General features: G+C 63.3%; 20 protein-coding genes. 12 read left to right on the plus strand and 8 right to left on the minus strand.

Going from position 1 to position 17,753, the window contains the following annotated elements:
- Positions 1–52: 52 nt before the first annotated feature.
- Complete coding sequence (locus ACEN8I_RS20540) at positions 53–439, plus strand: DUF488 domain-containing protein (RefSeq protein WP_413330478.1); 387 nt, start codon at positions 53–55, stop codon at positions 437–439.
- Between the two features lie 47 nt (positions 440–486).
- Positions 487–966: a DUF4188 domain-containing protein gene (locus ACEN8I_RS20545; RefSeq protein WP_413330479.1), complete on the plus strand. Its 480-nt coding sequence runs from the start codon at positions 487–489 to the stop codon at positions 964–966.
- A 14-nt stretch (positions 967–980) separates the two neighbouring features.
- On the opposite strand, the gene boxB is transcribed toward ACEN8I_RS20545, so the two are convergent.
- The 3 genes from boxB to ACEN8I_RS20560 all read right to left on the minus strand — a co-directional run bounded on the left by boxB (position 981) and on the right by ACEN8I_RS20560 (position 5,164).
- The gene (gene boxB, locus ACEN8I_RS20550; protein ID WP_413330480.1) at positions 981–2,405 is read right to left on the minus strand and encodes a benzoyl-CoA 2,3-epoxidase subunit BoxB; all 1,425 of its coding nucleotides are present in this window, start codon (positions 2,403–2,405) and stop codon (positions 981–983) included.
- Between the two features lie 139 nt (positions 2,406–2,544).
- Positions 2,545–4,236 carry a 2,3-epoxybenzoyl-CoA dihydrolase gene (boxC, locus tag ACEN8I_RS20555; protein ID WP_413330496.1) on the minus strand — a complete coding sequence of 564 codons (1,692 nt, stop codon included), beginning with the start codon at positions 4,234–4,236 and terminating at the stop codon, positions 2,545–2,547.
- Positions 4,237–4,276: 40 nt separating this feature from the next.
- Positions 4,277–5,164: a helix-turn-helix transcriptional regulator gene (locus ACEN8I_RS20560; RefSeq protein ID WP_413330481.1), complete on the minus strand. Its 888-nt coding sequence runs from the start codon at positions 5,162–5,164 to the stop codon at positions 4,277–4,279.
- A 136-nt stretch (positions 5,165–5,300) separates the two neighbouring features.
- On the opposite strand from ACEN8I_RS20560, the gene ACEN8I_RS20565 reads away from it, so the two are divergent.
- From ACEN8I_RS20565 to ACEN8I_RS20605, 9 genes are all read left to right on the plus strand, one after another.
- Positions 5,301–5,792 carry a flavodoxin domain-containing protein gene (locus ACEN8I_RS20565; protein WP_413330482.1) on the plus strand — a complete coding sequence of 164 codons (492 nt, stop codon included), beginning with the start codon at positions 5,301–5,303 and terminating at the stop codon, positions 5,790–5,792.
- A 79-nt stretch (positions 5,793–5,871) separates the two neighbouring features.
- A complete protein-coding gene (locus ACEN8I_RS20570; protein ID WP_413330483.1) occupies positions 5,872–7,449 on the plus strand; it encodes a benzoate-CoA ligase family protein in 1,578 nt (525 codons plus the stop codon).
- A 197-nt stretch (positions 7,450–7,646) separates the two neighbouring features.
- Positions 7,647–8,834 carry an ABC transporter substrate-binding protein gene (locus ACEN8I_RS20575; RefSeq protein WP_413330484.1) on the plus strand — a complete coding sequence of 396 codons (1,188 nt, stop codon included), beginning with the start codon at positions 7,647–7,649 and terminating at the stop codon, positions 8,832–8,834.
- Between the two features lie 104 nt (positions 8,835–8,938).
- A complete protein-coding gene (locus ACEN8I_RS20580; protein ID WP_413330485.1) occupies positions 8,939–9,568 on the plus strand; it encodes a LysE family translocator in 630 nt (209 codons plus the stop codon).
- Positions 9,569–9,577: 9 nt separating this feature from the next.
- On the plus strand, positions 9,578–10,441 hold the full coding sequence (locus tag ACEN8I_RS20585) for a branched-chain amino acid ABC transporter permease (protein WP_413330486.1): 864 nt from the start codon (positions 9,578–9,580) through the stop codon (positions 10,439–10,441).
- Positions 10,438–11,460: a branched-chain amino acid ABC transporter permease gene (locus tag ACEN8I_RS20590; RefSeq protein WP_413330487.1), complete on the plus strand. Its 1,023-nt coding sequence runs from the start codon at positions 10,438–10,440 to the stop codon at positions 11,458–11,460. The genes ACEN8I_RS20585 and ACEN8I_RS20590 overlap by 4 nt, the downstream gene beginning before the upstream one ends.
- On the plus strand, positions 11,453–12,202 hold the full coding sequence (locus ACEN8I_RS20595) for an ABC transporter ATP-binding protein (RefSeq protein WP_413330488.1): 750 nt from the start codon (positions 11,453–11,455) through the stop codon (positions 12,200–12,202). Before ACEN8I_RS20590 ends, ACEN8I_RS20595 begins: the two co-directional genes overlap by 8 nt.
- On the plus strand, positions 12,202–12,933 hold the full coding sequence (locus tag ACEN8I_RS20600) for an ABC transporter ATP-binding protein (RefSeq protein ID WP_413330489.1): 732 nt from the start codon (positions 12,202–12,204) through the stop codon (positions 12,931–12,933). The genes ACEN8I_RS20595 and ACEN8I_RS20600 overlap by 1 nt, the downstream gene beginning before the upstream one ends.
- Positions 12,934–13,008: 75 nt before the next feature.
- The gene (locus ACEN8I_RS20605) at positions 13,009–13,995 is read left to right on the plus strand and encodes a Bug family tripartite tricarboxylate transporter substrate binding protein (protein WP_413330490.1); all 987 of its coding nucleotides are present in this window, start codon (positions 13,009–13,011) and stop codon (positions 13,993–13,995) included.
- A gap of 7 nt (positions 13,996–14,002) precedes the next feature.
- Here the strand turns inward: ACEN8I_RS20605 and ACEN8I_RS20610 are convergent, their stop codons facing one another.
- Positions 14,003–14,845, minus strand: a complete 843-nt coding sequence (locus ACEN8I_RS20610; protein WP_413330491.1) for an IclR family transcriptional regulator C-terminal domain-containing protein — start codon at positions 14,843–14,845, stop codon at positions 14,003–14,005.
- A gap of 113 nt (positions 14,846–14,958) precedes the next feature.
- Here ACEN8I_RS20610 and pobA point away from each other — a divergent pair, with 113 nt between their 5' ends.
- Complete coding sequence (pobA, locus tag ACEN8I_RS20615) at positions 14,959–16,128, plus strand: 4-hydroxybenzoate 3-monooxygenase (RefSeq protein ID WP_413330492.1); 1,170 nt, start codon at positions 14,959–14,961, stop codon at positions 16,126–16,128.
- A gap of 28 nt (positions 16,129–16,156) precedes the next feature.
- Here pobA and ACEN8I_RS20620 read toward each other — a convergent pair whose 3' ends face one another.
- From ACEN8I_RS20620 to ACEN8I_RS20635, 4 genes are read right to left on the minus strand one after another with little or no spacing between them, the layout of a single operon-like run.
- A complete protein-coding gene (locus ACEN8I_RS20620; protein ID WP_413330493.1) occupies positions 16,157–16,486 on the minus strand; it encodes a TfoX/Sxy family protein in 330 nt (109 codons plus the stop codon).
- 55 nt (positions 16,487–16,541) lie between these two features.
- Positions 16,542–16,742: a hypothetical protein gene (locus tag ACEN8I_RS20625; RefSeq protein WP_413330494.1), complete on the minus strand. Its 201-nt coding sequence runs from the start codon at positions 16,740–16,742 to the stop codon at positions 16,542–16,544.
- A 22-nt stretch (positions 16,743–16,764) separates the two neighbouring features.
- Positions 16,765–16,980, minus strand: coding sequence for a helix-turn-helix domain-containing protein (locus ACEN8I_RS20630; protein ID WP_007865201.1), 216 nt, complete (start codon positions 16,978–16,980; stop codon positions 16,765–16,767).
- A gap of 32 nt (positions 16,981–17,012) precedes the next feature.
- On the minus strand, positions 17,013–17,582 hold the full coding sequence (locus ACEN8I_RS20635; protein ID WP_413330495.1) for a hypothetical protein: 570 nt from the start codon (positions 17,580–17,582) through the stop codon (positions 17,013–17,015).
- Between the last annotated feature and the right edge of the window lie 171 nt (positions 17,583–17,753).

Here is a 17,753-nt window from a genome sequence, read left to right on the forward strand (position 1 = left end):
TCGCTTCACAATAGGGTCCTCTGAAGAGCCTTCGCAAAAAAAGGAGACCGCAATGGCCGTGAAGATCGTCAGGCTGGGCACAGCCCGCAGCGCCAACGAAGGATTGCGCATAGGCACGGTGCGCAGGCCGCCGCGCGGCGTGCCCAAGACCGAGTTCGCCTCGCAGGATTGGTACGACGTCTGGTACCCCAATCTCGCGCCCAGCGTGGAAACCATGAAGCTGGGCCAGAGTGTGGAGTCCGACAAGGACTGGGCCGCCTTCAGCAAAAAATACCGGGCCGAGATGAACGAACCCGATGCCAGCCGCAACCTGGACCTGCTCGCGGCGCTGTCGCACCAGGCCAACTTCGCGGTGGGCTGCTACTGCGAGAACGAGGCGCGCTGCCACCGTTCGCTGCTGCGTGGGCTGCTCCAGGAACGAGGCGCAAGCATTGCCTGAAGGGAAAAACGCCCTTTGAGGCCTTTGATATTCAACCCAAGGAAACCATGATCCGTCGTGAACGACTCACCGCCACCGTCGAAGGCGACTTTGTGGTGTTCCTCATCGGCATGCGCATCAACCAGCCGCTGAAGCTGCACAAGTGGCTCCCTGTCGCAGGGGCCATGCCGCGCATGATCAAGGAGTTGCGCCAACAGCCCGAGCTGGGTTTGCTGCATGCGGAGATGTGGTTCTCCAGGACCATTATCCTGGTGCAGTACTGGCGCTCGATGGCGCAGCTACTGGCATACGCAAAGGACCGCCAGGCCCAGCACCTGCCGGCCTGGCAAGCATTCAACAAGGCGGTGGGCTCGGACGGCTCGGTGGGCATATGGCACGAAACCTATGCGGCCTCGGCAGGCAGCTACGAAAACGTCTATGTCAACATGCCGGCATTCGGGCTCGGAAGAGCCGGCACCCTGCAAGCGGCAGCAGGCGGCAGGCAATCAGCGGCGGGCAGGCTTCAGGCCCATAAAGCCCGGCCCTGAACCCGCCCAGCCTCTCACAATTTCACGTATTCGTATTCCAGCGGATTGGCATTGATGCCGCGGTCCGGCGGTGCGATCCACGCAGCCATCTTGCCAGGCTCCGTGACACGGTTCATCAGGCTTTTGACAAAAGCCGTGTCGGCCGCCGTGGGCAGCCACTGGTCTTTCCTGGCCTCAAAGTCGGCGGCGCTGATCGGGTTGCCCAGCGGGTCGGTGAAATTGCCGGCCCAGGCGCCGACCTCGCGGCGAAAGCGCGTCGAAGGCAAGGTCAGTTCAAAATCCACGCCGGCGCGCTTGATGCCCATGTTCCAGCGCGTCACGCCGACATTGCAATCCTTGACGTATTCAAGGCGCGTGATTTCATTCATGCCGTTGCGGGTGGAAATGGTTTCATTCTTGAGGCCGCCCTGCCCGTCCGGTATCACGATGCTCATCTCGGTTTCCAGCTCCACGTGGTCGGCGAACTTGGCTTCATCCGGCCGGCCCTTGATGCCGTTGCTGAAATAGTTGGCGGCGTTCGACGAGGCCTCCGAGCCGAACAGGTCCAGCGAAGAGGTGAACCAGAAGTTCATGAATTTCTGGACTGTGGGCAGGTCAATCACGCCGGCCTTGCGCAAGGTGGCGACGTCGTCGGTGTCCAGTTCCTTCATCACCTCCAGCGTGCGCTTGATGACACGGCCCACGCCGGTTTCGCCCACGAACATGTGGTGAGCTTCTTCGGTCAGCATGAAACGCGTGGTGCGGGCCAGCGGATCGAAGGCGCTTTCGGCAAAACTCTTGAGCTGGAACTTGCCGTCGCGGTCGGTGAAATAGGTAAACATGAAAAAGCTCAGCCAGTTGTCCATGGGCTCGTTGAAGGTGCCCAGGATGCGCGGCTTGTCGGCGTCGCCGCTGTGGCGCATCAACAGTTCCTCGGCCTCTTCGCGGCCGTCGCGGCCGAAATGCGCATGCAGCAAATACACCATGGCCCAGAGATGCCGGCCCTCTTCCACATTGACCTGGAACAGGTTGCGCAGGTCGTACAGTGAAGGCGCAGTGTGGCCCAGCAGGCGCTGCTGCTCGACCGAAGCCGGCTCGGTGTCGCCCTGGGTCACGATGAGGCGGCGGAAGGTGGAGCGGTACTCACCGGGCACGTCCTGCCAGACCTCCTCCCCCATGTGGTCGCCAAAGCCGATCTTGCGGCCCTCTTCCTTGTCGGCCAGGAAAATGCCCCAGCGGTAGTCGGGCATGGGCGTGTAGCCATAGCTGGCCCAGCCCGAAGCGTCCACACCCACGGCGGTGCGCAAATAGACTTCCTTGGCCTTGAAGTCGCTGGGGCCCATCTCATCCCACCAGTTCAGGAAGGCCGGCTGCCAGTGCTCCAGCGCGCGCTGGAGCTGGCGGTTTTCGCCCAGGTGGACGTTGTTGGGGATCAGGGCTTGGAGGTCTATGGTGCTCATGGTCAGGTCCTTGAAAATTCAGTGTTTTATTCCCTCTCCCCCCTGGGAGAGGGTTAGGGTGAGGGCCAGCGGCCTCGAAAGCGGGCGCGGGGAGCCCTCACCCCCTGCCCTCTCCCAGAGGGAGAGGGAGTAAGAAAAATTAGACGCGTTTCCAGTCGAATTTCGCCTTTTTGCCGGTTCCAAAGAGCTTGAGCGCACCGTCTTCCCCCACCGCATTCGGGCGAATGAATATCCAGTTCTGCCAAGCCGAGAGGCGGCCAAACACGCGCGTCTCCATGGTCTCCTTGCCCGGGAAGCGCAGCGAGGCTTCCATGCCGGTCATGGCGTCGGGTGAAAGCGAAGCGCGCTCTTCCAGCATGATGCGGATCTCGTCTTCCCAGTCGATGTCATCGGGCGTCAGGGTCACCAGGCCCAGCGCCAGCGCCTGGTCGGCGCGCAGTGGGCTGTCGCCGAGTTTTTGCAGCTGGGAAATCGTGGCCTGGTCTTCGCAAAACCGTGTCTGCAAACGCGTCAAGCCATTGACGGCCGGGAACCAGCCGAAGTTGGCCGGGCTCAGTTGCAATGCCGGGGCGCTGTCGGGTGCGTCGGGCAAATCGAGCATGTAAATGCGGTCGCAGGCCAGGGCCAGCTCATAGAAGGTGCCGGCAAAGCACGAACCCGCATCCACCAGCGCGATCAGCGAACGGCTGGTGACATCCAGCCGCGCCAGCGTGCGGCGCAATGCGCCCGTGGTTTCTTTCACCAGCCAGTGGTCTTTCAATTTGGCCAGCACTTCGTCCATGCGGATGACCTGGCCGGCATCGCCCGTGGTCTTGATGACCCAGGTACCGACTTCGAGTTCATTGGTGCGCAGGTTCAGGATGGCGTCGTCAAGCTCGCGCTGCAACTTGAGCGGGTACCAGCTGGCGCCGGCCGCTTCAATCGCTTCAGGCGTGGATTCAATCGCGCTTGCGGGCGCCTTGACAGTGACGGTGGCAATGCGTTTTTCGCGGTCCACCTGCGCGTCGACGATGCTGTAGTGGTAGCCGCTATCGTCGATCAGTGCCTTGAGAGGCGTCAGTTCTATGCCCTTGGCGCCGGCCCGCGTGGACTGCGCACGCAGCGCCTGGATTTCGGCGGCCAGCAGCTCACCGAACTGCTGCGGCTTGGCATGGGCGTCGATCAGCTTCCAGTCCTTGGCGCGGTCGGCACGAACGCCCTCGGAGGTCGTGCAGAAAATGTCGGCCAGGTCGCGGCGCACCTTGCGCTTGTCGGTCACGCGGGTCAGGCCGCCGGTGCCAGGCAGCACGCCCAGCAAGGGCACTTCCGGCAGGCTCACGGTGGAAGAGCGGTCGTCCACCATGATGATGCGGTCGCAGGCCAGGGCCAGCTCATAGCCGCCGCCGGCGCAGGCGCCGGTCACCGCGGCAACCGCCTTCAGGCCGTCATGGCGAGAGGAATCTTCCAGGCCGTTGCGGGTTTCGTTGGTGAACTTGCAGAAGTTGACCTTCCAGCCGTGCGTCGACAGGCCCAGCATGTAAATGTTGGCGCCCGAGCACCAAATCTTTTCCTTGCCCGACTCGAACACCACCACCTTGACGGCCGGGTGCTCGAAGCGCACGCGGTTGATGGCGTCGTGCAGCTCGATGTCCACGCCCAGGTCGTAGCTGTTGAGCTTGAGCTTGTAGCCGGGCTTGATGCCGCCGTCTTCATTGATGTCGAGCTTCAGGCGCGCGACGTCGCCCTCCACGCTCAGCGTCCAGTGCTGGTATTTGCCTGGGTGGGTGGAGAAGCTCACGAGCTCGCGCTCCTGGCCGGCGATGACCTGTTTGAATAAAAGCGGCTCTGTCATGGCGTTCATGGGTTTGTCTCCGGTTAGGTCTGTTGCTGTTTTACTGCTGGTCGCGCACGGGTGTTTTGGGAACGGCGCGTTCCAGGTCTTTGAGGCTTTGTTTCAGTGTGCGCGCGGCAGTATCAACCACGGCGTCGGCGCGGGCATAGAGGGCTTCGCGACTGGAGAGGATGCGGCGTATGTCTTCCATGGCCTCGTCGGTCGCGCCGCGGGTCGTGTCAAAAGGCCGCATGTCGCCCTGGGCCACCACGCGGGCCATGTGCTCCTCGGGGCTGGCCTTGAGCCAGACGCAATAAAAGCGGCTTTGCAGCAGGTCGAAAGTTTCACGCTCGCTCACGATGCTGCCGCCGGTGGTCATGACCACGCCTTCGGGGTGGTCCTCGGCAATGCGAAACAGCGCACGGCGTTCATAGCGCCGGTAGCCGGCCTGGCCGTGCAGCAGCAGGATTTCGTTCATGCTGGTGCCGGCTTCGCGTTCGATCTCGCGGTCCAGTTCGATGAAAGGCACGCCGCGCTCGGCCGCCAGCTGGCTTCCCAGTGTGGATTTGCCGGCGCCGCGCAAGCCTATCAGCGCCACGCGCTGCTCGCGGCCCAGCGAATCGCTGAGGCCGAAAGTGCCGCCCAGCAGGCTGTAAGCCTGATCCAGTTGGGCATCGTCCAGCCTTGTCAAGAGGCCGTGCACCCGGGCCAGCGCCGGGCGCGGGGCGTCCTGCATCAGTTCCAGGATGGAGATGTTGAGCGCGCGGGCCGCCGCTTCGAGTGAATTGATCGAGACATTGCCCTTGCCGGTTTCCACGTCGGCCAGAAAGCGCTCGCTCAGGCCCGAATCCGAAGCCAGCTGCTTGCGTGTCATGCCGCGGCGCGCGCGCCAGGCGCGAACGCGGGCGCCCAGTTCGCTGAGCGTGGCTTTCGATTCCTGTTCAGACATGATTTCCAAGAGACACCCGTTTGAAAAATTAGGTCTTTATGCAACTTTTACCGTTGCGCCCCGCATTAATTGCAGTATACTTCACTTTAACTTGATGTAAAGCAGTTTATTGCATCTTTTTTCTGGAGACTTTTTGATGAAACTCAAAATCCTTGTAGGCACAATGACCAGCACCGCTGACTATGTCGCACAAGCAATCCAGATGGATTGTGCGGATTTGGTGAGTGATATTGACGTCGAGTTGATGGACAATCTGGACATCAGCGTCTTCGACACGGCCCAGGCAGAAGATGCACTTTATCTCATCTGCAGCTCCACCTACGGCTCGGGCGACGTGCCCGACAACGCGCGCGCCCTCTATGAATCACTGGGCAGCAACCCCCAGTTCCTCGGCCATGTGCGCTACGGCGTGATTGCGCTGGGCGACCGCACTTATATGCAGACCTTCTGCTTCGGCGGCAAGAAATTTGACGAGCGCCTGCAGGACCTGGGCGCGCAGCGCATTGGCGAGATCTGGTGCCATGACGCAAGCAGCGGCACCATGCCGGAAACCGAAGGCACTGAGTGGTGCCGCCAGTGGCTCACCGTAGCCCTGCAGACATTGGGGGCCAGTTCCGCCACCGCCTGACGCACAAGAAAAATGACCCCGTAGCGCTTGATCGGCGTGCGCAAGCAGCTACCAAAATAACAGCAATCTGGAGACAAGCATGCAAACAAGCAGCGCAGACCATTCGGCAAGCCCGCCCCGGGTGAGCATCCCACGCGACTACAACGCGGCGCACGACCTGCTGGCGCGCAACGCCACGCGCCCCGGCAAAGTGGCTTTTATGGACGCGCTGAGCGGCGAGCAACTGAGCTACGGCGAACTTGCCGAGCAATCCCATCGTTTTGCCAATGCCCTGCGTGCTCAGGGCTTCGAGCCAGAAAGCCGGGTGCTGCTGGCCATGCTGGACACGCCGCAGTGGCCGGTCGCCTTCCTGGGCTGCATACTCGCGGGTGTGCTGCCCATCGCGGCCAACACCTTGCTGACCACGCAGGACTTTGAATTCATGCTGCGCGACTCGCGCGCCCGGGGCCTGATCGTCTCGCACGCCCTGCTGCCGACCTTCGAGCCGCTGCTCGGAAAAATCGACACGCTGAAAACAGTGGTTGTTGCCGGCGTTGACGACTGCGCACCGCACGCCACCCTGGCCGGCCTGCTGCGCGCGGCGCCGGCCACGCCCACCGTCACCACCACCTGCGCCGACGACGCCTGTTTCTGGCTGTATTCCAGCGGCTCCACCGGCACGCCCAAGGGCACGGTGCACCTGCACAGCCATTTGATCCAGACGGCCGAACTCTACGGCCGCGGTGTGCTGGGCATACGCGAGTCCGACGTGGTGTATTCCGCCGCCAAGCTGTTTTTTGCCTACGGCCTGGGCAATGCGCTGACCTTCCCGATGAGCGTGGGCGCCACCACCGTGTTGCTGCCAGCGCGCCCGGCACCGGTCGATGTCTTTGCCCTGCTCAAAAAATACCGGCCGACGATTTTCTACGGCGTGCCCACGCTGTATGCCGCCCTGCTGGCCGACCCGGCCAAGCCGGCGAAGTCCGAACTAAGCCTGCGCGTGTGCACCAGCGCGGGCGAGGCCCTGCCCGCCGAGATCGGGAAAAAATGGACGACGCAGTACGGTTGTGAAATCCTGGACGGCATAGGCTCCACCGAGATGCTGCACATCTTTTTGTCCAACCGGCCCGGCCAGGTGCGCTACGGCACCACCGGCCAGGCGGTCCCGGGCTACGCCCTGCGCATCGTCGGCGACGACGGCCGCGAGTGCGCCGACGGCGAGATCGGCGAGCTGCAGATCAGCGGCCCCAGCGCCGCCATCATGTACTGGAACAACCGGGCCAAGACCAAGGCCACCTTTGCCGGCGAATGGACCAAAAGCGGCGACAAGTACACACGCGATGCCGATGGCTTCTACACCTACGGCGGGCGCAGCGACGACATGCTCAAGGTCGGCGGCATCTATGTTTCGCCCTTCGAGGTCGAGGCCTGCCTGATGACGCATCCCGCCGTACTGGAAGTGGCGGTGATAGGCGTGGCCGATGCCGACGAGCTCGTCAAGCCCAAGGCCTACGTGGTGTTCAAGGCCGGCCAGAGCGCCACCATGGACGACCTCAAGGCCCATGTGAAGCAGCAGCTCGCGCCCTACAAATACCCGCGCTGGATAGAGTTCGTCAGCGAACTGCCCAAGACGGCCACCGGCAAGATCCAGCGCTTCAAGCTGCGCCAGCCGCGCTGAAGCGCCGCGCGCATGAAGACCCGCCGTGCGGCAAAAGATCAGCGCAAAAAAATCGCAAACCAGCCCAAACCGGGCACGGTCATTGCTTTAGATGTAAACAATTCAACCTTCAATCTCGGGTTTTACACTAGGGCCGGCCACACAACGCACGCTTACTATTCGTCTAACAGTTTTCAGCCTCAACCAGGAGCTATCCCATGACCTCACGCCGACTTGTACTGACCCGCAGCGCCGCCATGATAGGTGCGGCCTCCACCGGTCTTTTGCTCCCCGAAATCGTGCGCGCGCAGTCCGGCAAGGTGCGTGTGGGCTTCATGCTGCCCTATACCGGCACCTTCGCGCAGCTCGGCGTGGCCATTGAAAACGGCTTTCGCATGGCGATCAACGAACAAGGCGGCAAGCTGGGCGGCCGCGAGATCGAATTCTTCAAGGTGGACGACGAATCCGAACCGTCCAAGGGCATTGAAAACGCCAACAAGCTGGTGCAGCGCGACAAGGTCGACGTGCTGGTCGGCACGGTGCACTCGGGTGTGCAGATGGGCATCCAGAAGGTCGCACGCGACAGCGGCGTGCTGAGCCTGATCCCCAATGCCGGTGTGCACGCCGCCACGCGCAGCCTGTGCGCGCCCAATGTGTTCCGCACCTCCTTCACCAATTCCCAGCCCACGCGCGCCCTGGGCAAGGCCATGGTGGACCGCGGCCACAAGAAAGCCGTCTGGATCACCTGGAAGTACGCGGCCGGCGACGAGGCTTTTGAAGGCTTCAAGGAAAGCTACAGCGCCGCGGGCGGCACCATCGTCAAGGAACTGGGCCTGCCCTTCCCGCAGGTTGAGTTCCAGGCCCTGCTGACCGAAATCGCCGCGCTCAAGCCCGATGCCGTGGCCTGCTTCTTCGCCGGTGGCGGCGCCGCCAAGTTCATCAAGGACTACGCCGCCGCGGGCCTGAAGGAAAAAATCCCGCTGTACGGCTCGGGCTTCCTGACCGAGGGCGTGCTCGACGCCGCCGGCCCTGCGGCCAACGGCATCATCACGACCATGCACTACAGCGATTCGCTGCCCACGCAGCGCAACGGCCAGTTCCGCCTGAGCTACGCCAAGACATTCAAGATGCAGCCCGACGTGTATGCGGTGCAGGGCTACGACACCGGCCTGCTGCTGATCCAGGGCGCCAACGCCGTCAAGGGCGATTTGAGCAACAAGCCGGCTCTCTACAAAGCACTGGAAGGCGCCGTCATCGACAGCCCGCGCGGCAAGTGGACCATGAGCCCCTCGCACAACCCGGTGCAGGACATGTACCTGCGCGTGGTCGAGAACAAGGAAAACAAGGTGATCGGCGTGGCGGCCAAGGCGCTGGCCGATTCCGGCGCCGGTTGCAAGATGGCATAACGCACCGTCGCGGCGAAATGGGAGGTCTTCAGGCCTCCCATTTTTTTGATTAAAGCTGGCACAAGCCCTGCTAACAGGTCTCTACCAGTGCTATCTTCAAATCCATGACGCTCACCACCTACCTCCTCTACGTCGCAGCCGTCGCGCTGCTGATCCTCACGCCCGGCCCGACCATGCTGATGTGCATGACGAATGCGCTTAACCATGGCCCGCGCAAGGCCATGACGTCCGTGGCCGGAAGCGTCGCCGCAGTGCTGTGCGTGATGCTGCTGTCGGCCATGGGCCTGGGCGCGTTGCTGGCGGCGTCCGAAACCGCCTTCACGGTGGCCAAGCTCATTGGCGCGGCCTACCTGATCTGGCTGGGCATCAAGACCTTCCGTAGTGAGGCGGCCGTGTTTGACGGCACGGCCAAAGACGACAGCCCCTCGCAGCGCCGCTCGTTTTTCCTGCGCGGCTTCCTGGTCGGCGCCAGCAACCCCAAGGCTGTGCTGTTCTTCGCGGCCTTCTTCCCGCAGTTCCTGAACCCTGCCGCGCCCTTTGTGCCGCAGTTCGCCATCCTGGCGCTGACCTTTATGGCCTTTGAGTTCACCGTGCTGACCTGCTGCGCGCTGGGCGTCTCGCGCATCGCGCCGCTGCTGCGCTCCAGCCGCGCCGTGCGCTGGTTCAACCGGGTGTCGGGCGGCCTATTTACCCTGATGGGCAGCCTGCTGCTATTCACACGTCGCCACACATAAACCTGATTTATGGATTTAGCCAACTTCCTTATCCAGCTGCTCAACAGCGTCCAGTACGGCCTGCTGCTATTCATGCTGGCCGCCGGCCTTACGCTGATCTTCGGCATCATGGGCGTGGTCAACCTGGCCCACGGCAGTTTTTACATGCTGGGCGCCTACCTGGCCTGGTCGCTCAGCACCCTGACGGGCAGCCTCACGCTGGCCATCGTGCTGGGGGCGGTGCTCTCGGTCGCCTTCGGCCTGGCGCTGGAGTGGCTGCTGTTCAGGCACTTCTACAAGCGCGACCACCTGGACCAGGTGCTGCTGACCTTCGGCCTGATCTATATCTTTGAGGAAGTGCGCTCCATCCTCTGGGGCGACGACGTGCACGGCGTCACGATTCCCGATGTACTCAGCGCCTCGGTGCCGCTCACTGAAAACCTTTCCTACCCGGTCTACCGCCTCTTCATGTCGGGTGTCTGCATCGCGCTGGCCCTGGGCCTTTATTTCATGATTTCCAAGACCCGGCTGGGCATGAAGATACGCGCCGGCGCCTTTAACCGCGACATGGCCGAATCGCTGGGCATCAACATCAAGCTGATCCATGCCGTGGTGTTCGCGCTGGGCGTGGGCCTGGCCGCCGTGGCCGGCATGATCGCCGCGCCGGTCGCCAGCGTCTATCCCAATATGGGCTCCCAGGTGCTGATCATGTGTTTTGTGGTGGTGGTGATAGGCGGCATAGGCTCGGTACGCGGCGCGCTGATCTCGGCCCTGCTGGTGGGCCTGGTCGACACCTTTGGCAAGGTACTGCTGCCTTCCATGGCGGGCATGCTGGTCTATATGTTGATGGCTGCTGTCCTTTTGTGGAAGCCAGAAGGACTGTTTAAACAATGAGCTCAGCAAAAGCAAACCTTGAAATCCTGCCGCGCGGCGTGCAGGTGGCGTTGGGCCTGGGGCTGATCGCGCTGGCCGCCTTTCCTTTTGTGGGCACCGACTTCTACACCCAGATGGTCACGCGCATGATGATCATGGCCATCTTCGCGATGAGCCTTGATTTGCTGCAGGGCGTGAGCGGCCTGGTATCGCTGGGCCATGCGGCCTACTTCGGCTTGGCCGGCTACGCGCTGGCCTTCCTGACACCCGCCGGCGAACCTGTGAGCCTGTGGTGGACGCTGCCGGTGGCCGTGCTGGCCTCGGGCCTGGCCGCGCTCATCATCGGCTTCTTCGTGGTGCGCACCCACGGCATCTACTTCATCATGGTCACCATGGCCTTCGCGCAAATGGTGTTCTACCTCTTCTTCGACAACAAGGCCCTGGGCGGCTCCGACGGGCTCTACATCAACTTCAAGCCCAACGCAGCCATCTTCGGCTGGACACCCTTCGACCTGGACAGCAAGCTCACGCTCTACTACTTCACGCTGGGCGCGCTGCTGCTGGTGTACGCCTTTTTGCGCCGCCTGCTCTGGAGCCCCTTCGGCCGCACGCTGGCCGGCATACGCGTCAACGAGCACCGCATGCGCGCCATGGGCTACGGCACCTTCGGCTACAAGCTCTCGGCCTTCACGCTGGCTGGCGCGCTCGCGGGCCTGGCCGGCTACCTCTGGGGTACGCAGACCGGCTACATCAACCCCGAACTCATGGGTTTTCACATGAGCGCGCATGCCATCATGATGGTCATATTGGGCGGCATGGGCAATTTCGCCGGCGCCATCGTCGGCGCCTTCGCGTTTGAATACCTGCTGCATGTGTTCAAGGATCTGCCGACCCTTGGAAGCGTCAACCTCGGCAAGCACTGGCAGCTCTGGATGGGCCTGTTCATCGTGCTGCTGGTGGTCTTTGCGCCGCGCGGCATCCTGGGCCTGGTCGAAAAATTCACCCAACGCAAAAACAAAGCGGAGGCCGGCCATGAGTGAAGTGCTGCTCTCGGCGAAGAATCTGACAAAACGCTTCGGTGGTTTGGCCGCGGTCAATGACGTCTCCATCAGCCTCTGGCGCAACCACATCCACGCAGTCATAGGCCCCAACGGCGCGGGCAAATCCACCCTGACCAACCTGCTCTCGGGCGACCTGCCGCCCACATCGGGCAGCGTCACCCTGGGCAGCCAGGACGTGACCGGCTGGACGCCCGAAAAAATCTCCGGCAAGGGCCTGGGCCGCAGCTACCAGAAGACCAATATCTTTCTGCCTTTCAGCGTCTGGGAAAACGTGCGGCTGGCCTCGCAGTCGCGCGCGCCGAATGCCGCGCGCTGGCTGCAGCGCGCCACCGGCTTTGCGGCGGTCAATGCCCGCGCGGAAGAGGCGCTGGAGCTGGCCGGCCTGCAGCACCGCAAGCACAGCATCGCCGGCACCATCAGCCACGGCGAGCAGCGCCAGCTCGAAATCGCCATGACCCTGGCCACCGAGCCGCAGGTGCTGCTGCTCGACGAGCCGCTGGCCGGCATGGGTGTGGCCGAGGCCGAGCGCATGGTCGCCCTGCTGCTGGCCATCAAGAAAAACCATGGCATCCTGCTGGTCGAGCACGACATGGACGCGGTCTTTACGCTGGCCGACAAGCTCACCGTGATGGTCAACGGCCAGGTGATCGCCAGCGGCACGCCGGCGCAAATCCGTGCCGACGCGGGCGTGCAGGCGGCTTACCTTGGCGAGGAACACTGATGAACGCCCCCGAGAAACAGATCGACATCCTGATCGGTGCCCAGGACATCAACACCTACTACGGCGCCAGCCACGTGCTGCGCGGCATTGACTTCCACGTCGCGCGCGGCGAGACGATTGGCCTCATGGGCCGTAACGGCATGGGCAAGAGCACCTTGCTCAAAAGCATCATGGGCCTGGTCAAGCCGCGCTCAGGCACGGTTGCAATCAACGGCCGGCCCATGACGGGCGCCCCGCCCTACGAAATCGCCCGCCTGGGCATCGCCTATGTGCCCGAAGGCCGCGGCATTTTCGGCAACCTCAGCGTGGTCGAGAACCTCAAGATGGCGGCGCGCCCCGGCACCCAAGGCCAGCGCGACTGGACTTACGAGCGCGTGCTCGAGACCTTTCCACGCCTGAAAGAACGTTTGGGCCATGGCGGCCAGCAGCTCTCGGGCGGCGAGCAGCAGATGCTGACCATAGGCCGCGCGCTCATGACCAACCCGGACGTGCTGATCCTGGACGAAGCCACCGAAGGCCTGGCACCGCTGATCGCGCGCGACATCTGGCGCATCTGCGGCCTGATCCGCGAAACCGGCATCAGCAGCGTGATCGTCGACAAGAACTGGAAGCACGTCACTCAGATCACCGACCGCAACGTCATCCTGGTCAAGGGCCAGGTCGTGTTTGAGGGCAGCTCGGCCGAGCTGCATGCCAAACCAGAGCTGCTGGCGCAATACCTGGGCGTTTAGCGCCATGGCGTGAGAGGGGCTGGTATGCAACTTGCTCAAGTTGCGCCCTACCCTTTCCCTCTCTGAAAGCCAGCCATGCAGCCCACCCGCTCTATCCGCCCATTCATCCTGGCGGCGCTTTGCACTGCGTCCAGCCTGCTCGCCGTGCCGGCTTCCGCGCAGGACGCCTATCCAAGCCGGCCGGTCAAGGTCATCGTTGCCTTGCCGGCGGGCGGCAGCGTGGACATGGTGGCGCGCCAGATCAGCCAGCAGCTGAGCGCCGACCTGGGCCAGCCCTTTGTGGTGGACAACCGGGCGGGCGGATCCGGCCAGATCGGCCTGCCGGCGGTCGCGAAGGCGCCGCCGGACGGCTACACCATCATGGTGTCGCCGGCATCCTTCCTGACCACCAACAAGAGCATCTTCAAGACCCTCCCCTACAACCCGGAAACCGACTTTGTGCCGGTGACCAAGCTGGTCAACCAGGCCATGGTGCTGGTGGTGCGCGACAAGGCGAAATATGCCACCCCGGCCGCCGTGCTGGCGGCGGCCAAGGCCAACCCGGGCAAGCTGACCTACGCCTCCTCGGGCGACGGCAGCCCGCAGCACCTGGCCGGCCTCATGTTTGAGAGCCAGACCGGCGTCAAGCTGCTGCACGTCCCCTACAAGGGCGGCGCGCCGGCCATCACCGACCTCATAGGCGGCGTGGTGGACATGGCGTTCGCCCCGCTGCCCGAGACGCTGCCGCACATCAAGTCCGGCAAGCTGCACCCGGTGGGGGTGCTCAGCGAGAAGCGCGCCATCTCGGCGCCGGAGATCCCTACGCTCAAGGAAGGCGGCGTGAACAACGTGGTGCTGTCGGCATGGATCGCCCTGCTGGCGCCCGCCAAAACGCCCCAGCCCGTGCTGGACAGCCTGGGCAAGTCCGTGAAAGCCATGCTGCGCGGCGATGCCAAAAACAGGTTCGTTGAAATCGGCATGGAGCCGGCCGTCGATGAAACCAAACCCCTGGCCCAGGTGATTTCGGAAGAGATCCGGATCCATGCCGAGCTCGTGAAAGCGGCCGGGCTGGTGCCGCAATAAGCCTGCGCTAAAGCAAGGAGCGTAGTTCCCTCGCCGCGTCCAGCAACAGCGGCAGCAATTCCTTCTGCATCACGTCCACGCGCAGGCGCTGCGGCGACGACACCACATTAAGCGCCGCCACCGTGCGGCCCTGCATGTCGCGCAGCGGCACGGCCAGGGCGTGCACGCCCAGCTCGTGCTCTTCGCTGGCCAGGCAGTAGTCGTCCAGCCGCACCTGCTCGACCAGGGCCTTGAGCTTGCGCGGGTCTGTGGTCGTGTGCAAAGTCAGCCGCGCCAGGCTGCCGTGCTCGGTTTTTGCCTTGAGCCAGGCGCTGAACTCGCTTTTGGATTTGGCGGCCAGCAGGACGCGGCCGGTGGACGTGGCATGCGCGGGCAGGCGCGCGCCCAGGTGCAGGCCGTAGGCCAGCACCCGGGCCGGCGCCGCCTTGGGGTCGGCGGAGGATTTCCACTCAAAGCCGCTGCGCCCGATGATGACGACCTCGTCACCGTCCAGCACCGCGACCGAAAACGACTCCTGGACCTGCGCGGCCAGCCGGTTCAGCGTGGGCTGGATGGCGCGCGGCAGGCGCGCCGTCGCGAGGTAGCTGCCCGAAAAGCGCAGCACCTTGGGGGCCAGCCAGAAATAGCTGCCGTCGGTTTCCAGGTAGCCCAGGTGCGTGAGCGTGAGCAGGTGGCGGCGTGCCGCGGCGCGAGTGATGCCGGCGCGCTCGGCCGCCAGCGTGGCATTGAGGCGCTGGCGCTGGGTGTCGAAACTCTCGAGCACGGCCATGCCTTTGGCCATGCCCTCGATCAGGTCGGGCTTGGCAATCGGAAAAGCGCCGGGTTTCGCAGTGCTTCGGGAAGTGACCATTGCGCGATCATCGCACAAACAGGCCGCACATCGTGCAAAGGCGTTTTGCGCCGCTGGTGGTTCCGCACGCGCCGGCCTACTCTCACGGCTGACGGATTCATCGGAGACAAGACATGCGTGTACAGGTAGCCATCGTGGGTGGTGGCCCCGCCGGGCATTTGCTCGGCCAACTGCTTTATAAAGCCGGCATCAGCGCCATCGTGATCGAGCAGCGCAGCCAGGACTATGTGCTGGGCCGCATACGCGCCGGCGTGCTCGAACAAGGCACGACCGACCTGCTGGGCGAAGCCGGCGTGGGCAGCCGCATGCATGCCGAGGGCCTGGTGCATGGCGGCATCTCGCTGAGCTTTGGCGGCTCGCACCACCGCATCGACCTGCAAAAGCTCACGGGCGGCAAAAGCGTCATGGTCTACGGCCAGACCGAGGTGACGCGCGACCTTATGAATGCGCGCGCTGCCGCGGGCCTGCCCACGGCGTACGAAGCCGAAAACGTCAGCCTGCATGACTTCGACGGGACGCGGCCCAAGGTGCGTTATGTGCAGCACGGCGTGGCGCACGAGGTTGAATGCGACTTCATCGCGGGCTGCGACGGCTTTCACGGCGTGAGCCGGGCCAGCGTGCCGGCCAGTGCGCTCAAAACCTTCGAACGCGTCTACCCCTTCGGCTGGCTGGGTGTGCTGTCGGAAACGCCGCCCGTGGCCGAAGAGCTGGTTTACAGCAACCACGCGCGCGGCTTTGCCCTGTGCAGCATGCGCAGCCACACGCGCAGCCGTTACTACGTGCAGTGCGCCCTGGACGACAAGGCCGAGCGCTGGAGCGACGACGCCTTCTGGGACGAGCTGCGCCGCCGCCTGGCGCCCGAACTCGCCGAAAGCCTGGTGACCGGCCCCTCGATTGAAAAAAGCATCGCGCCGCTGCGCAGCTTTGTGGCCGAGCCCATGCGCTTCGGCCGGCTCTTCCTGGCCGGCGACGCCGCCCACATCGTGCCGCCCACGGGCGCCAAGGGCCTGAACCTGGCTGCCAGCGATGTGCGCTACCTGGCGCGCGCATTCGCCGATTTTTATGCCGGCGACGAGGCGGGCATCAACCGTTATTCAGAGACCTGTCTGCACCGCGTCTGGAAGGCCGTGCGTTTCTCCTGGTGGTTCACTTCGCTGATGCACCAGTTCCCGGACGGCGGCGAATTCGGCCACAAGCTGCAGGAGGCGGAACTGGATTACCTGATCCATTCGCCGGCGGCCGCGACCTCGCTGGCGGAGAACTATGTGGGCCTGCCGCTTTAAGTTCAGGTAGTCTGGCGTGGCTCGTGTCTCAGGCCGAGCCCGCCGCACCGATCGCCTGTCGGGCCCACACCAGCAACTGCGCCGGGTCATCGAGCAGTTCCGCAGGAGCGGCGTAGTACTTGCGCACCTGCACCACACCATTTTTGGTGGAGTAGCTAAAGGGCTTGGAGCCCTTCTTCTCATAGGCCGGCCGCGAAACGTCATCCACGCGGAAGTACAGCGTGTTGCCCATGACCATCGCGAACTGGTTTCCACCGTGCTTCATCGCATGGCCGCCAAAAAACTTTCCGTCGCGGATGTCTCCGAGCGGTGCCAGCAGTTCCCGCACATAGCTGACGAATTCGGCGCTGGCGCTCATGCTGCCAGCTCCGCTGCGGTTGCGGAGATTTTTTGTGCAGGTTTCATGTGAGCCATTATGGCGACGAACGCCTGCCGCCCGCGATGCACTGCGGGTCGTTGAAGGTGGCCGGGTTGTTGCGGTCGCAGGGAATACTGCAGTTGCTCGCGCCGCGGCAAGCGGACTTGAGGGACTCCTTCGCGGTTTGCTCCCAATTGATATCGGCGCAGGCACTGAGCAAAGCGACCAGGGCCGCGGCAATGGCAAGACGTTTCATGGAATGTTCCTGAACAAGCAAATCAAGCGGCATCGTCCGGCCGGGAAACCAGCAGGTCCCCCGGCTGGCAATCGAGAAATTCGCAAATGCGCATCAGCGTGTCAAAGCGCACACCCTTCACCTTGCCCTGCTTGAGCAGGGACAGGTTGGCTTCGGTGATGCCGACGTAGGCGGCCAGGTCCTTGGACTTGGCTTTGCGTTCAGACAGCATCACATCGAGTTTGACGACGATGGGCACGCGCGAAGAACGAAAAAAAGAACGAAGAAAAATTAAACGAACTGCGCGTTCTCTTCGGCCAGCGCCACGGCCCTGGCCATCACGGCGGCGATCTGCCACACCATGCCGGCGAACAGCAAGGTCAGCAACTCGTTGCTGCCCAGGCTCAGCGACAACGCACGCGGGCCGGCCGCTGCCGCCGAGGTCAGCACCAGGGTGATAAGCGTGGACGACAGTACACCAGTTACCACCGACGCAAAAATGCCGGCGGCAAAACCGCGCAGGTATTTGACGGTGCGCAGGCTGAAATATTCCGCCTGCGAAAAGCCCGAGAAGCAGCGCATGGCGCACATCAGCCCATAAGACGCGCAGCACACCGGCACCACACCCAACAGCACGGACAGGCATTTTTGCCCCAGCGTGACCTCCATGGCCGCAGCCTGCGCGACTTGCGACGACACGCCCGCGCGCATCAACAAGCTTTCCACCGGCACGCTGAGCAGGTGGTAGGCCACCGCCAAGGGCAGCGCCACCGCGAGCAATGCGCAGGCCCAGGCCAGCACGCTGCTGAGACGTTGCACATCGGGCCCGGATGGGGCCAGGGGAGTTGCGGTGTGTTTCATGCGAGCCACCTCTTGCCTGGTTAAGAGGCATTCAGTGTCTCAGATTAATTTCTGTAAAACAATAATTAATATCCATAAAACAGAAATTATTTAAAGAAATTTCAGCGCTTTAGCGACAACCCCGAACGCCTCTAAGAAGGCTTTGGGGTAAATTGCCCCCACACCATGCCC

It is taken from the genome of Polaromonas sp. CT11-55 (assembly GCF_047303325.1).
GTDB lineage: Bacteria > Pseudomonadota > Gammaproteobacteria > Burkholderiales > Burkholderiaceae_C > Polaromonas.

Bases quoted from the DNA above. Each gene is read 5' to 3' on its own strand.
- boxC (WP_413330496.1), bottom strand. From the start codon at position 4,236: ATGACAGAGCCGCTTTTATTCAAACAGGTCATCGCCGGCCAGGAGCGC.
- ACEN8I_RS20545 (WP_413330479.1), top strand. From the start codon at position 487: ATGATCCGTCGTGAACGACTCACCGCCACCGTCGAAGGCGACTTTGTG.
- boxB (WP_413330480.1), bottom strand. From the start codon at position 2,405: ATGAGCACCATAGACCTCCAAGCCCTGATCCCCAACAACGTCCACCTG.
- ACEN8I_RS20610 (WP_413330491.1), bottom strand. From the start codon at position 14,845: ATGGTCACTTCCCGAAGCACTGCGAAACCCGGCGCTTTTCCGATTGCC.
- ACEN8I_RS20565 (WP_413330482.1), top strand. From the start codon at position 5,301: ATGAAACTCAAAATCCTTGTAGGCACAATGACCAGCACCGCTGACTAT.
- ACEN8I_RS20585 (WP_413330486.1), top strand. From the start codon at position 9,578: ATGGATTTAGCCAACTTCCTTATCCAGCTGCTCAACAGCGTCCAGTAC.
- ACEN8I_RS20620 (WP_413330493.1), bottom strand. From the start codon at position 16,486: ATGAGCGCCAGCGCCGAATTCGTCAGCTATGTGCGGGAACTGCTGGCA.
- ACEN8I_RS20600 (WP_413330489.1), top strand. From the start codon at position 12,202: ATGAACGCCCCCGAGAAACAGATCGACATCCTGATCGGTGCCCAGGAC.
- pobA (WP_413330492.1), top strand. From the start codon at position 14,959: ATGCGTGTACAGGTAGCCATCGTGGGTGGTGGCCCCGCCGGGCATTTG.
- ACEN8I_RS20580 (WP_413330485.1), top strand. From the start codon at position 8,939: ATGACGCTCACCACCTACCTCCTCTACGTCGCAGCCGTCGCGCTGCTG.
- ACEN8I_RS20560 (WP_413330481.1), bottom strand. From the start codon at position 5,164: ATGTCTGAACAGGAATCGAAAGCCACGCTCAGCGAACTGGGCGCCCGC.
- ACEN8I_RS20625 (WP_413330494.1), bottom strand. From the start codon at position 16,742: ATGAAACGTCTTGCCATTGCCGCGGCCCTGGTCGCTTTGCTCAGTGCC.
- ACEN8I_RS20570 (WP_413330483.1), top strand. From the start codon at position 5,872: ATGCAAACAAGCAGCGCAGACCATTCGGCAAGCCCGCCCCGGGTGAGC.
- ACEN8I_RS20595 (WP_413330488.1), top strand. From the start codon at position 11,453: ATGAGTGAAGTGCTGCTCTCGGCGAAGAATCTGACAAAACGCTTCGGT.
- ACEN8I_RS20605 (WP_413330490.1), top strand. From the start codon at position 13,009: ATGCAGCCCACCCGCTCTATCCGCCCATTCATCCTGGCGGCGCTTTGC.
- ACEN8I_RS20540 (WP_413330478.1), top strand. From the start codon at position 53: ATGGCCGTGAAGATCGTCAGGCTGGGCACAGCCCGCAGCGCCAACGAA.
- ACEN8I_RS20635 (WP_413330495.1), bottom strand. From the start codon at position 17,582: ATGAAACACACCGCAACTCCCCTGGCCCCATCCGGGCCCGATGTGCAA.
- ACEN8I_RS20575 (WP_413330484.1), top strand. From the start codon at position 7,647: ATGACCTCACGCCGACTTGTACTGACCCGCAGCGCCGCCATGATAGGT.
- ACEN8I_RS20590 (WP_413330487.1), top strand. From the start codon at position 10,438: ATGAGCTCAGCAAAAGCAAACCTTGAAATCCTGCCGCGCGGCGTGCAG.